Here is a 12,635-nt window from a genome sequence, read left to right as displayed (position 1 = left end):
CGAGTCTTCCGGACGATGTGTCCGGTGGGGCGGCTACGCTGCTACAGCGCGTGGTCAACAGCCCCTCCAGCCTCCGTAGCTCAGTGGAGAGAGCGAGGGACTTCTAATCCCGAGGTCGCAGGTTCGAATCCTGCCGGGGGCGCTCGAAGTGCGAGCCCCTGACCTGTCGTGTCAGGTCAGGGGTCGGATGTGGTGGTGTGCGGGTCGTCGGTCTGTGGAGCCCTGGGTGGAGTCTGTGCCTGAGGGCTAGATCTGGCGGGCGGTGCGGCAGGTCGTGGTCGGGCAGCCCCAGGTGGCGGTGGTGGCGCCGACGGTGACCAGGGCGGCGTGGGCCAGGAAGCGGTCGCGTTTGGTGCGTTCGTCCAGGGTGGCGCAGTGGCAGCCCGTGTCCGGGTGGGACGGCTCGTCGTGGGCCAGACCCATGTAGCCCAGTGGGACGCCGAGGCCCTTGGCGATGTCGGTCAGGGTGTCGTAGGACTCGACTTTGGCCCCCGAGAGCACGCGGTCGACGTCGTGCGGCGGTTGGCCGGTCAAGGCGGAGATCCGGTGGCTCGGCACGCCGTGGCGGGTCAGGACGCGGTAGACGGTGGTGATGTCGCGCATCGCCAGGGCGACGCGCATCTCGTGGTGCTCCCAGACGTCGGGCAGGTCGGGTCCGTTCAGCTGGTTCGGCGGGGGATCGGGGCGGGCGTGGGAGGGGCGGACCGCGCGTTCGTCCACGGCCGGGCCCGGTGCGGTGGCGGCCACCCATTCGACCCACGCCCACTCCGGTTCGGCCTGGTCGGCTTCGGTGTGCGGGCCCGCGGTGGACAGGGCGACGCCGTGGACGGCGTTGCGGAAGCGGTAGGGGGCGGCCGCGGAGGACGGGATGCGGCACGTGGAGCCGGCCAGGATCGCGGCGACGGATCCGCTCGGTGGGCCGCCTCGCCAGTACAGCTCCAAGGTGTCGCCCACGACGATGCCGTCCAGCCACGCGGCCCCGCGCCACAGCGGCAGTCGGCGCAGGACGCCGCTCATCAGGTCGGCCGGGAGGTCGGACGGTGGGTTGGTGAGGGGTCGGTCCGGTTCGGGCGTCGGTGAGGTCTCCAGCGGATGGAGGTCGGTGGACAGGGCCAGGTCGACCGGCAGGCCCGTGGCGACGGCCTGCCGCCAGCGTTCCCGGGTCACGCCGAGCAGGCGCGCTTCGCCGTCGGGTGAGCGCAGGTCCAGGTGATCGCGGCGCGGGTGCGCGCGCAGGCCCGGCACGCCGTGGACGCGGTCGCCCGTGACGACGGGCAGGAGTTGGGTCAGCAGGTCGTTCAGCGCGGCGTCGTGGATGCGCAGGCCGAGCACCTTGGCGTCCGGCCGCACGCGGCTCACCAGGGACGTCGGGCGCAGTGGGTGGCCGCGTCTGCGCATGCCCGCCATGGTGCGGGTCGCGGCGGCCAGCAGCTCGGCTTCGAACCGGCGTTGGCCAGGGGTGCGGGCGGCGGGCACGAGGGCGCCGGTGTCCGGGCCGCCGCGTTGCCTGCGCACCATGTTCGGTGTCTCGCCCGTGCACCAGTACCGCTTGACCAGAGAGCTTGTCGACACGAGGAACCTCCGCGGACGCCGCCCGGTCGACGCCACCGGGTTCGCGGACGTGCGGACGCACGAAGCAGCGAACGCACGGGCGGCGAACCCCGGGAATGGGCGGACATGCGGACGCGTCCGCTCGGACGCGCTCTGGAGGCACCCACTCCATCCGGGTCAGGAGGAGCCTCGGTGGCAGCCGCACCTGCCAGGTCACAAAACTACAACAACGGCGATGGCCGGCGGGGCTCGATCACTCGAAGGTGCGAACTCCTCGGTTTCGGCTGGATCGGCCGGTTCGGGGGATTGAAACTCAGAGCTTGCGCCCCACGGCGGCCAGGCCGGCGAACCGCTCCGGGTGCTCGTCCACGTCCTCCAGCGACGCCGGGCGCCACAGCGGCAGGTGCACGACGCCCGGCTCCACCAGCTCGTAGCCCTCGAACAACGCCTCCACCTCCGGCTTGGAGCGCATCGTCATCGGGGTCGCGGTACGACGCCGGTACAGGTCGGTGTGCTCGTCGGCCTGGGTGTCCTGGCCGTCGTGGGTGGCGTGCGAGATCACCAGGTAGCTGCCCGGCGGCACGGCGTCGCGGTAGGCGGCGATGATCTTCGCCGGGTCGTCCTGGACGAAGTGCAGCACCGCGACCATCATCACCGCGACCGGCCGGTCGAAGTCGAGCAGGTCGGTGACCTCCGGTGCGGTCAGCACCTCGTGCGGGTGGCGCAGGTCCTGCTGGACGACGGTGGTCTGCGGGTCGTCACCGAGGATCGTGCGGCTGTACGTCACGGCGATCGGGTCGTTGTCGACGTAGACCACGCGCGCTCCGGGGTCCGCCTCGCGGGCCACCTCGTGCACGTTGCCGACGGTCGGGATGCCGGAGCCGAGGTCGAGGAACTGGGTCACGCCCCGGCTCACGCAGAACTGCACGGCCCGCCGCAGGAACGCCCGGTTGGCCTGCATGATCAGCGGCACCTCGGGCCACATCGCGATCGCCTGCTCGGCCATCTCGCGGTCGACGGCGAAGTTGTGCGCGCCGCCGAGGTAGTAGTCGTACACCCGGGCGGCACTCGGCCTGGTCAGGTCGATGTCCGGTCGTTCACCCACGACTGCTCCTTCCCCCAGGTCGGCAGCCTATGCCTTGTCGGACGGGGCGCGAGGTGGGGTGGTCGCCGCCGAGGCCCTCGGGACTGGGCCGATCGCGTGCTACCTGCGGATAGGCCGTTCGCAGCCCGCGAATTGTCGGACCCCCTCGGTAGAATCGAACACGAGTTCGATCGCGCGCGAGGGGAGCTTGTCGTGGAGCCGATCAGCGTCACCGCCCTGTCCTTCACCGAGTACGTCATGAGCGGCCAGCGTGGCCGGATCAGCATCGTGTCCGAGCAGCGGCGCATCTACCTGTCGTCGGAGCAGTGGGTGGCCGGGTTCTACAACCCCATGCGGGACGCGATGCGACGGGCGGCGAACTCGCCCGACCCGGCCGCGGAGCTCGACAAGGCGGTGGAGGCGGCCCACCGGAACCCGCGAGCCGGGCAGCCGCGGGCGTTCGAGGAGTTGAGGGAGGGGTTTCTGCCGTGGTTGCAGGCGACCCGGGCGACCGGCGTGCCCACGGCGGCGGCCAAGTGGCAGGCCGGTGATCTGGCGTTGCGCGTCCGGCCGCACTTGGGGTTGCGGTTGCCGGACGGGTCGCGCGCGGCGGTGCTGGTGTACGTGAAGGAGACGCCGATGACGCAGGAGGCGGCGAACGTCGGGTTGCGGATCTTGCAGCAGACGGTGCCCGACACGTTGCCGGGGGCGGTGCCGTTGGTGTTGGACGCGCGGCGGGGGCGGGCGTTCCGGATGTCGCGGCGGACGAATTTGGCGAAGTTGGACGCGTTGATCGCGGCGGAGGCGGCCGGGTACGTGGTGCATTGGCGGATGAGTGCGTGAAGGGCTGAAGCAAAGCTGCTCGAGACCGGCTCGATTTGACATGGGGCCCGTACGAGCACTCCAGGCTGGTCGAACCCATGTCAAATCGGGCCTCGGTGGGGTGGTTCCGGGTCCGTTGTGGGTGTGTTGGGGAAGGCGGCGGGGTTGTGGGCGAAGTGGCCGGAGATGACGGTGGCGGCGAGGTTGATGTTGCCGATGTCGTGGATGTCGGTGGTCAGGGGGTTGGTTTCGAGGATGGCGAAGTCCGCCAGTTTGCCGGGGGTGATGGTGCCCAGGGCGTGTTCTCGGCGGCACGCGTAGGCGGCGTTGATCGTGTAGGCGGACAGTGCTTCGTGGATGGTGGTGGCTTCGGTTGGGCCGATCGGGTTGCCTTCATCGGAACGGCGTTCGGCCATGAACTGGATGGCGCGCAACGGATTGCCGTCGGCCACCGGGCGGTCCGAGCTGCCGGCGAGGGGGATGCCCCGGTCGAGGAATGACCTGCCCCGGTACATCCAGGGGGTGCGTTCGGGGCCCATGATCTTCGCGTAGTCGTCGCCGTAGGCCCAGAGGAACGTCGGTTGGACGACCGGGATGACGTTCAGCTCGGCGATCCGGTCGAGTTGTTCCGGGCGGACGAGGCCGCAGTGCTCGATGCGGTGCCTGGTGTCCAGGCGTGGGGCGGTTCGTTGGGCTTGGGAGAGGGCGTCCAAGGCGAAGTCGATGGCGCGGTCGCCGATGGCGTGCACGGCCAGTTGCCAGCCGGCGGTGTGGCCGTCGATGATCGCGGCACGCATGAGGTCCGGGTCGTCCTGCAGTTGACCGGCGGTGTCCATGCCTTCGTACGGCCAGGTCAGCGCGGCTGTGCGGGCCATCATGCCGCCGTCGGTCCAGAGCTTGAGCGGGCCGATGGAGAGGCGGTCGTCGCCCAGTCCCGTGCGCAGGCCCAGCGGGACGGCGCGGCGGATGCCGTCGGCGGCGTGGGCGGCCACGGGTTCGAGGCGGTCGGCGGAGATCATGAGTTGGACGCGGATCGGCAGGGAGGCGCGTTGGTAGGCCTCGACTTCCAGTGGGCTGCTGCCGATCAGGCCGCCGCCCACGCCGGCTTCCGCGGCCAGCACGATGCCTTCGCGCAGGCACTGGTGAGCGCCCGCCTCGACGTCGGCGGCGATGTCGTCCAACGAGTAGGGCAGTCGAAGCGCCCGGACGGCGGTTTGGGCGCCTTCGGCGAGGAAGCCGGTCGGGGTGCCCGTCGCGTCACGCTGGGCGTCGCGCAAGGCGGAGGCGGGCAGGACGGCGAGCACGTCGCTGCTGACGACGCAGGCGTGGCCGGAGAGATCCTGGACGTAGACGCGCGGGCCGATCAGGTCGAGGTCGCGTGAGGTGAGCGGGCGGTCGAGTGCTCGGTGGTCGTAGCCCGCCACCTCGACCCAGCCGGAGGCTCGGGGTGCGTCGCGGAGGACGTCGAGGACTTGGGCGACGGTCTTGCAGGACGAGACGTCCGGAGTCCGGGCCGCACGTCCTGCCCAGGCGAGGTGGTTGTGGGCGTCCACGAAACCCGGCAGGACGACCGCGCCGTCGAGGTCGACCACGTGGCGCGCGGGCAGGTCGGCGACGTCGTCGTCCAGACCGACGATCCTCCCGGCCCAGACACCGATCACCGACGCCGTCGGCCGGTCGGGGTCCATGGTCACGACCCGCCCGCCCACCACCTTGAGGTCAAGGATCACCCGCAAAGGCTAGCCCACGTCACTTAGGTTAGGGTTGGATAACTTAGGCGAGCCTATCCAAGAAGGAGCTCCCATGCGGGTCGTCATGTTCGGCTACCAGACCTGGGGTCACCGCACGCTCCAGGCGCTGCTGGACTCCGAGCACGAGGTGGTGCTGGTCGTCACGCACCCCAAGAGCGACCACGCCTACGAGCGCATCTGGAGCGACTCCGTCGCGGACCTGGCCGCCGAGCACGGCGTCGAGACGCTGATCCGCAACCGCCCCGACGACGACGAGTTGTTCCAGCGCCTCAAGGAAGTCGACCCGGACGTCATCGTCGCCACGAACTGGCGCACGTGGATCCCGCCGCACATCTTCACCCTGCCCAAGCACGGCACGTTGAACGTGCACGACTCGCTGCTCCCCGCCTACGCGGGTTTCTCGCCGTTGATCTGGGCCCTGATCAACGACGAGAAGGAGGTCGGCGTCACCGCGCACATGATGGACGAGACGTTGGACGCGGGCGACATCGTGCTCCAGCGCGCCGTCCCGGTCGGTCCGCGCGACACGACGGCGGACCTGTTCCACAAGACGCTGGAGCTGTTCGGGCCGATCACGGTGGACGGCCTGGCCGAGATCGCCAAGGGCCGCACGGACTTCGTCAAGCAGGACCGGTCGAAGGCCAGCTTCTTCCACAAGCGGGCGGAGGAGGACCTGCGCATCGACTGGACGTGGGAGGCCGCCGAACTGGACCGGCTGATCCGCGCGCAGTGCCCGCCGTACCCGAGCGCGTTCGCGTTCCACAAGGGCAAGCGGCTGGAGATCCTGGAGGCCGAGGTGTCCAAGGAGCGCTACGGCGGCACGCCCGGTCGGATCTTCTACCGCGAGGGCGACGGCGTCGCGATCGTGGCGGGGGCGTTGGCACGGCGTGGCCGCAACCACGCGTTGCTGGTCAAGCGGGTGCGCACGGAGGACGGCACGGAGCTGGGCGCGACGGAGTACTTCACGCACATGGGCGGGTACCTGACGAGCCGGCCCTAGGGCGCGGCGGAATCGTTGCGCGCCAACGGCGATTCGGGATTGATATCGCCCCGGTGTTCCGGTCGAGGCGATCATCGCTGATCATGGGGGCATGAGCGGCAAGCGGTCGGCGGCGGTGGTCAGCGGTGTCCTGGTGATCTTCATGATCATCGCCGGCTGTGGGACCGACGTCCTGACGCCGAACACCACGTCCACCGCGGCCCCGCCGACAGGCCCGGCCGCACCCGGTGACGACCCGGCGGCGCAGTTGGCGGCGTTGACCGTCGCCCCCGAAGGCAAGATGGCGGGCTACAGCCGCGACCGGTTCCCGCACTGGAGCGGCCAGGGCGACGGGTGCGACACGCGGGACGTCGTGTTGCAGCGGCAGGGCGCGGAGATGCGGACCGGTGACGGCTGCAAGATCCTCTCGGGGTCGTGGACGAGCGCGTACGACGGCGTCGTGGTGACCGACCCGGGCAAGCTGGACATCGACCACACGGTGGCGCTGGCCGAGGCGTGGCGCTCGGGCGCGGACAAGTGGACCGACGAGCAGCGGGAGAAGTTCGCCAACGACCTCGGCGGGTTGCAGCTGATCGCGGTGACGGCGAGCACCAACCGGGCCAAGGGAGACCAGGACGCGGCCAAGTGGAAGCCGCCGGCGCAGTCGTACTGGTGCACGTACGCGCGGGCCGTGGTGTCGGTGAAGACGCTGTACGCGCTGACCGTGGACCAGGCGGAACGCGACGCGTTGGCCGCGATGCTCAAGACCTGCTGACCGCGCCGACGCTGCGCAGGGGTCCCCGCTCGGGGGATCCCCGATTTTGATCCTGCCACGAGGGACCGACGGGATCGCGGCGGTGGAGGTGGGCTGTGGACAACTCGCGAGCGGGTCAGGGGCGCAGGGATTCCAGCTGGTCCACGATGTCGGTGTGCGCTTCGGCGCGGCGGACCCAGGCGGCGAAGCCGGAGGTGGCCGAGGGCACCTCGCCCAGCGGTGAGATCGGGTCCGTGACGCCGTACTCGAGGCGGTAGGCGACCAGCGCGACGGCGGCTTCGACCCAGCGGGACGGGTCCGGGCTGGTGATCTCGCCCAGGCCGACGCGGAACCACAGCGGCAGGCGGGTGTCGGCGGCCAGGGCGCGGTCGAGGCGGCGGCGGGCGATGTCGAGGATCTCCTGGCGGGCCTTCTCCCCCGCCACGACGGCCTCGGCGCGCCACGGTTCCTCGGCGGCCAACTGGTCGGCGGCCAGCCGTTGGGCGGCGGCCATCGCGCCGGCCTCCTGCGCGTTGACCCGCCACTCCAGGTTCTGCACCTCGTGCTGCAACGCGTCACGCTCGAAGCGCGGCATCCGGCCCGCGGACAGCTTGGCCAGGCCGGCGTCCCGCTGCTGCTTCATCGACTCGTACTCGGCGACCTCGGCCCGCAGGTCGGCGCGGACGGAGTCGGCCAGCAGGTCCTGCTCGGCGTCCCACGCGGCGCGCAGCGCGTCCACGGTCTCGGTGATGCCCTCGGTCGAGTCGAGGTCCTCGTCCGGACCCGACCCGGCACCGGACAGCCTGCGTTCGAGGACGAGCAGGCGGGCGCTCACCCGACCGAGCTCGGCCGTCAGCGCCTGGGTGGTGGCGACGAGATCAGCGACGGTCGGCTCGACCTCGTCGAGCCGTTCCTTCTCAGTGGGCACGCGATCCAGCCAACCGCACCGGGGAGGCCCGTCCAGGGACGAAACCGGAAAACCACGCGTACGGGCCGACACAAACCCCCGGCCTGGTTAACGGGTGATCACGCACGGTGACATGCCTGAACTCCGCCCAAACGGTGTATGCCTTGTGCATGTCGAGGTCGGTGCACGAGACGGAACGCAAGTACGAGGCCCCCGGTGGCGCCGCGCTGCCGGACCTGGCCGACCTGCCCGGCGTGGCCGCCGTGGCGGGACCCGAGGAGCAACGCCTGGAGGCGGTCTACTACGACACCGCCGACCTGAGGCTCGCCCGAGCCGGGTTGACGTTGCGCCGCCGCACGGGCGGTGACGACGCGGGCTGGCACCTGAAGCTGCCGGTGGGCGTGGACACGCGCGAAGAGGTGCGGTTGCCGCCCGGTCGCGCGGCCGAGCAGCCGCCGAAGGAGCTGGGTTCGCTGGTGCAGGTGCACGCGCGCGGCCACGAGCTGGCGCCGGTGGCCCGCATCCAGACCACGCGGCAGCGCTGGCAACTGGTGGACGACAAGGGCCGCCTGCTCACCGAGGTGGTCGAGGACCTGGTGTCCGGGCAGGCGCTGGTGGACGACTCGGCGGTCGACTCGTGGCGCGAGATCGAGGTGGAGCTGGGCGAGCGCGGTGACGTCGCGCTGCTGGACCGGGTGGAGGAACGGCTGACGAGCTCCGGCATCACGCGGTCCGCGTCGTCGGCGAAGCTGACCCGCCTGCTGGGCGGGCGGGTGGCCGCCACGACGACGTCGACCACCTCCGGCAAGTCCGCCGGTGACGTGGTGCTGGCGTACCTGCGCGAGCAGGCCGACGCGGTGAAGCACCAGGACCCGCGCGTGCGCCGGGGCGAGGACGACGCCGTGCACCAGATGCGGGTGGCGACGCGGCGGATGCGCAGCGCGTTGCAGGCGTTCGGCACGGTGGTGGAACGCGACGAGACGCGCTGGTTGACCGAGGAGCTGAAGTGGCTCGCGGGCGTGCTCGGCGAGGCCCGCGACCTGGAGGTGTTGCGGGCGCGGTTCGAGCACGCGGTCGGGCGGCTCGACGACGAGCTGGTGCTCGGGCCCGTGAAGGCCCGGTTGACCCGGCACTTCGCGCCGCTGGAGGCGGCCGCGCACGAGGCGGCCGTGGCGGCGTTGGACAGCGAGCGGTACTTCGCCCTGCTGGACGCGATCGACGCGCTGATCACCGACCCGCCGTTCACGCCGGTGGCGCACGAGAAGGCCGCGAAGGTGCTCCCGGCGCTGGTCGACAAGACCTACCGCAGGCTGCGGAAGCGGGCCGAGGGCGCCCACGACGACACCGCGCTGCACGAGGCGCGCAAGGCCGCCAAGCGGTTGCGGTACGCGGTGGAGGTGTCCGAGCCGCAGTTCGGCAAGCGGGCCAAGGCTTACCGCAAGCGGGTCAAGGCGGTGCAGGAGCTGCTGGGCGAGCACCAGGACGGCGTTGTGGCGCGGCCGGTGCTGCGCGAGCTGGGCGCGAAGGCGCAGCTGGACGGGGAGAACGGCTTCACGTTCGGCCTGCTGCACGGCTTGGAGACCGCGGCGGCGCACCGCGTGGAGGACCGGTTCCCCGAGGTGTGGCGTCGTCTCGGCAAGCCGAAGCTGCGGTGATTGGTCTGGACCTTGACACCTCCTGGCCCGGCTGAAACGGTGGCCTGAGCCGCCGCTCGGTGATCCACGCCGGCCAGGAGGACGTCAGTGCTTCTCAGAGAAGGCGCCGGACGGCGCGGGTTCGGTCGAGCGCTCGCCGCGCTGGTGCTCGTCAGCGCGGTGGGCTCGGCGGTTCCCGCCCAAGCAGCTCCGGAGACGCCGTTGCAGCAGATCGTGCCCGCTCCCGTCACTGTCACAGCACGGCCCGGCGTGACGTTCACGCTCAGCGCCGACACCAGGATCCTCACCCAGCCCGGCTCGGCCGGGGCCCGGCAGGTCGGCGAGTACCTGGCGGGCGTGCTGCGCCCGTCCACGGGCTACCGGCTGCCGGTCGTGCCCGGCGCGTCCGGGCGGCACATCTCGCTGCTGCTCGTCGGCGCGGACCCCCGCGTGGGCGCGGAGGGCTACCAGCTCGACGTGACCGAGCGGGGCGTGCTGATCCGGGCGCGCACGGCCGCCGGCCTGTTCGCGGGCGTGCAGACGTTCCGGCAGATCCTGCCCGCGAAGGTCGAGGCGAAGACCAAGCAGCGCGGGCCGTGGACCGCTCCGGGCGGGCGGGTCCTGGACTACCCCCGGTACGCCCACCGCGGCGCGATGCTCGACGTGGCGCGGCACTTCTTCTCCGTCGACGAGGTGAAGCGGTACGTCGACCAGCTCGCGCTCTACAAGATCAACCGGCTGCACCTGCACCTGACCGACGACCAGGGCTGGCGGCTGGAGATCAAGAGCTGGCCCAACCTCACCGCGCACGGCGGCAGCACGGAGGTCGGCGGCGGCCCCGGCGGCTACTACACGCAGGAGCAGTACAAGGACCTCGTGGCCTACGCCGCCGCACGGCACATCACCGTGATCCCGGAGATCGACATGCCGGGCCACACCAACGCCGCGCTGGCGTCGTACCCGGAGCTGAACTGCGACGGCGTCGCGCCGCCGCTCTACACCGGCATCGAGGTCGGCTTCAGCTCCCTGTGCATCAACAAGGACATCACCTACAAGTTCGTGGACGACGTGCTGCGCGAGGTGGCCGCGTTGACGCCGGGCGAGTACCTCCACATCGGCGGCGACGAGGCCCACGCCACCACCGACCCGGACTTCGACCTGTTCATGGACAAGGTGCTGCCGCTGGTGGCCAAGCACGGCAAGACCGCGACCGGCTGGCACGAGTTCGTCAAGGCCGGTCCGCCGGTGTCGGCGGTGCCGCAGTTCTGGGGCACGAAGACGGTCGCGCCGGACATGGTCGAGGCGGCCGCGCGCGGCAGCGAGATCGTGCTGTCGCCCGCGACCAAGGCGTACCTGGACATGAAGTACGACGCCGACACCAAGCTCGGGTTGAGCTGGGCCGGGTACACCGACGTGCAGGACGCGTACGACTGGAACCCCGGCGCGTACGTGGAGGGCCTGCCGGCGAAGGCGGTGCGCGGGGTCGAGGCGCCGCTGTGGAGCGAGACCATCACCAACACCGCGGACCTGGAGTACCTGGCGTTCCCGCGACTGCCCGCGATCGCGGAGCTGGGCTGGTCTCCGTGGTCGACGCACGACTGGGAGAAGTTCAAGGTCCGGCTGGCCGCGCAGGCCGACCGGTGGGACGTGATGGGCGTGAACTACTACGCCTCGCCGCAGGTGCCCTGGAAGAAGTGAGTGCGAAGGGGGGAGCCGTGGCACCGGCTCCCCCCTTCCGGCTCAGAACCCGACCAGCAGGTCCTTGGTCCGCTGGTAGCGGTCGAGCGCGACCCGGTGGTCCTCCCGGCCGATGCCGGACCGCGGGTGGGCGTGGTGGTTGTTCACCCACACCCGGGACGCCTGGATCTCGCGGCCCGCGCGGTAGGCCAGGCCACCGTCGCGCGACCACACGCCCGCGCCGACGCCGCACGGCGTGTCGTTGACCGTCTTCACCGCGTTGGCGAAGTCGTCGAACCGGGTCACCGACACCACCGGGCCGAAGACCTCCTCCCGGAAGACCCGCATCTCGTGGTCGCATTCCAGGATCGTCGGCGTGACGTAGTACCCGCCGGACAGCTCGCCGCCGAGGTCGGCGCGTTCGCCCCCGCACACCACCCGTGCGCCCTCGCGCCTGCCCATCTCCAGGTGGGCCAGTACCTGGTCCACCTGCTCGCGGCTGATCCGGGCGCCGATCACGGTCTCCGGGTCGAGCGGGTGGCCCTGCCGGACCTCCTTGGTGCGCTGGACGGCGTCGGCGAGGAACTCGTCGTGGACCGGGCTCTGGAGCAGGGCGCACGTGGAGCCCTCGCCCTGGCCGAAGGTGAACGCGGTGAAGCCCTCCAGCGCCTTGTCGTAGAACGCGTCACGCCGCTGCGCCACGTCGGCGAAGAACAGGACCGCGCTCTTGCCGCCCGGCTTCGGTGCGGCCGGCACCCTCGCCGCGCGGTGGCTCGCGGCCAGCAGCATGCCCGCCTCCGCGCCGAAGCCGTTGACCACGTTGACCACGCCGGGCGGCAGCAGGTCGGCGATCAGGCCCATCAGCACGTGGATCGACGCGGGCGTCTGCTCGGCGGGCTTGAGCACGACGGCGTTGCCCGCCGCCAGCGCGGGTGCGAGCTTCCAGGTGGCCATGAGCAGCGGGTGGTTCCAGGGGATGACCTGGCCGACCACGCCGAGCGGCTCCGGGACGTGGTGGGCCACCAGGTCCTCGCCGAGCTGGGAGATGCGGCCCTCCTGGGCCCGGATCACGCTCGCGAAGTAGCGGAAGTGGTCCACCGCCCGCGGCAGGTCGGCGGCCAGCGCCTCGCGGATCGGCTTGCCGTTCTCCCAGGTCTCGGCCACGGCGAGGGCTTCGAGGTGGTCCTCGACCCGGTCGGCGATCTCGGTGAGCACGGTCGCCCGTTCGGCGGGCGTCGTGCGGCCCCACCGGCGGGCGGCGCCGTGCGCGGCGTCCAACGCCCGGTCCACGTCCTCGGCCGTGCCCCGGGCCACCTCGGTGAACACCTCGCCGGTGACCGGGGTGCGGTCGGCGAAGTAGCCGCCCCTGGCGGGTGGCACGTACTCGCCGCCGATGAAGTGGTCGTACCGGTCCCGGTACGACACCACGCTGCCCTGCGCGCCCGGCGCCGCGTACCTGGCCATGTCTCGTCTCCC

The 12,635-nt window shown here is 71.4% G+C and carries 10 protein-coding genes and 1 tRNA gene; 6 read left to right on the top strand and 5 right to left on the bottom strand.

Annotated features, from left to right (window positions below; translation table 11 throughout):
• Positions 1 to 69 precede the first annotated feature (69 nt).
• A tRNA-Arg gene (locus LZG04_RS01605) sits at positions 70 to 142 on the top strand.
• Positions 143 to 246: 104 nt separating this feature from the next.
• On the opposite strand, the gene LZG04_RS01600 is transcribed toward LZG04_RS01605, so the two are convergent.
• On the bottom strand, positions 247 to 1,572 hold the full coding sequence (locus LZG04_RS01600) for a hypothetical protein (protein ID WP_233812444.1): 1,326 nt from the start codon (positions 1,570 to 1,572) through the stop codon (positions 247 to 249).
• Between the two features lie 292 nt (positions 1,573 to 1,864).
• Complete coding sequence (locus LZG04_RS01595; RefSeq protein WP_233812443.1) at positions 1,865 to 2,656, bottom strand: SAM-dependent methyltransferase; 792 nt, start codon at positions 2,654 to 2,656, stop codon at positions 1,865 to 1,867.
• A 192-nt stretch (positions 2,657 to 2,848) separates the two neighbouring features.
• Here LZG04_RS01595 and LZG04_RS01590 point away from each other — a divergent pair, with 192 nt between their 5' ends.
• Complete coding sequence (locus LZG04_RS01590) at positions 2,849 to 3,478, top strand: hypothetical protein (protein WP_233812442.1); 630 nt, start codon at positions 2,849 to 2,851, stop codon at positions 3,476 to 3,478.
• Between the two features lie 80 nt (positions 3,479 to 3,558).
• On the opposite strand, the gene LZG04_RS01585 is transcribed toward LZG04_RS01590, so the two are convergent.
• Positions 3,559 to 5,187 (bottom strand): amidohydrolase, encoded by a 1,629-nt coding sequence (locus tag LZG04_RS01585; protein WP_233812441.1) that lies wholly within the window; start codon positions 5,185 to 5,187, stop codon positions 3,559 to 3,561.
• A 73-nt stretch (positions 5,188 to 5,260) separates the two neighbouring features.
• Between LZG04_RS01585 and LZG04_RS01580 the strand changes: the two genes are divergently transcribed.
• Entirely contained in the window at positions 5,261 to 6,208 is a 948-nt protein-coding gene (locus tag LZG04_RS01580) for a methionyl-tRNA formyltransferase (RefSeq protein WP_233812440.1), read from the top strand.
• 91 nt (positions 6,209 to 6,299) lie between these two features.
• Positions 6,300 to 6,962, top strand: a complete 663-nt coding sequence (locus tag LZG04_RS01575) for an HNH endonuclease family protein (RefSeq protein WP_233812439.1) — start codon at positions 6,300 to 6,302, stop codon at positions 6,960 to 6,962.
• A 115-nt stretch (positions 6,963 to 7,077) separates the two neighbouring features.
• On the opposite strand, the gene LZG04_RS01570 is transcribed toward LZG04_RS01575, so the two are convergent.
• Positions 7,078 to 7,869 carry a hypothetical protein gene (locus LZG04_RS01570; RefSeq protein ID WP_233812438.1) on the bottom strand — a complete coding sequence of 264 codons (792 nt, stop codon included), beginning with the start codon at positions 7,867 to 7,869 and terminating at the stop codon, positions 7,078 to 7,080.
• A gap of 149 nt (positions 7,870 to 8,018) precedes the next feature.
• Between LZG04_RS01570 and LZG04_RS01565 the strand changes: the two genes are divergently transcribed.
• Together LZG04_RS01565 and LZG04_RS01560 are read left to right on the top strand one after the other, a co-directional pair.
• A complete protein-coding gene (locus tag LZG04_RS01565; protein WP_233812437.1) occupies positions 8,019 to 9,503 on the top strand; it encodes a CYTH and CHAD domain-containing protein in 1,485 nt (494 codons plus the stop codon).
• 87 nt (positions 9,504 to 9,590) lie between these two features.
• Complete coding sequence (locus LZG04_RS01560) at positions 9,591 to 11,180, top strand: beta-N-acetylhexosaminidase (protein ID WP_233812436.1); 1,590 nt, start codon at positions 9,591 to 9,593, stop codon at positions 11,178 to 11,180.
• Positions 11,181 to 11,222: 42 nt separating this feature from the next.
• Here LZG04_RS01560 and LZG04_RS01555 read toward each other — a convergent pair whose 3' ends face one another.
• Positions 11,223 to 12,623 carry an aldehyde dehydrogenase family protein gene (locus LZG04_RS01555; RefSeq protein ID WP_233812435.1) on the bottom strand — a complete coding sequence of 467 codons (1,401 nt, stop codon included), beginning with the start codon at positions 12,621 to 12,623 and terminating at the stop codon, positions 11,223 to 11,225.
• Between the last annotated feature and the right edge of the window lie 12 nt (positions 12,624 to 12,635).

It is taken from the genome of Saccharothrix sp. S26 (assembly GCF_021390395.1).
In the GTDB taxonomy this organism is placed as follows: Bacteria; Actinomycetota; Actinomycetes; order Mycobacteriales; family Pseudonocardiaceae; genus Actinosynnema.
This window is presented reverse-complemented; position numbering and strand designations above follow the sequence as displayed.

Bases quoted from the DNA above. Each gene is read 5' to 3' on its own strand.
- LZG04_RS01580 (WP_233812440.1), top strand. From the start codon at position 5,261: ATGCGGGTCGTCATGTTCGGCTACCAGACCTGGGGTCACCGCACGCTC.
- LZG04_RS01575 (WP_233812439.1), top strand. From the start codon at position 6,300: ATGAGCGGCAAGCGGTCGGCGGCGGTGGTCAGCGGTGTCCTGGTGATC.
- LZG04_RS01565 (WP_233812437.1), top strand. From the start codon at position 8,019: ATGTCGAGGTCGGTGCACGAGACGGAACGCAAGTACGAGGCCCCCGGT.
- LZG04_RS01555 (WP_233812435.1), bottom strand. From the start codon at position 12,623: ATGGCCAGGTACGCGGCGCCGGGCGCGCAGGGCAGCGTGGTGTCGTAC.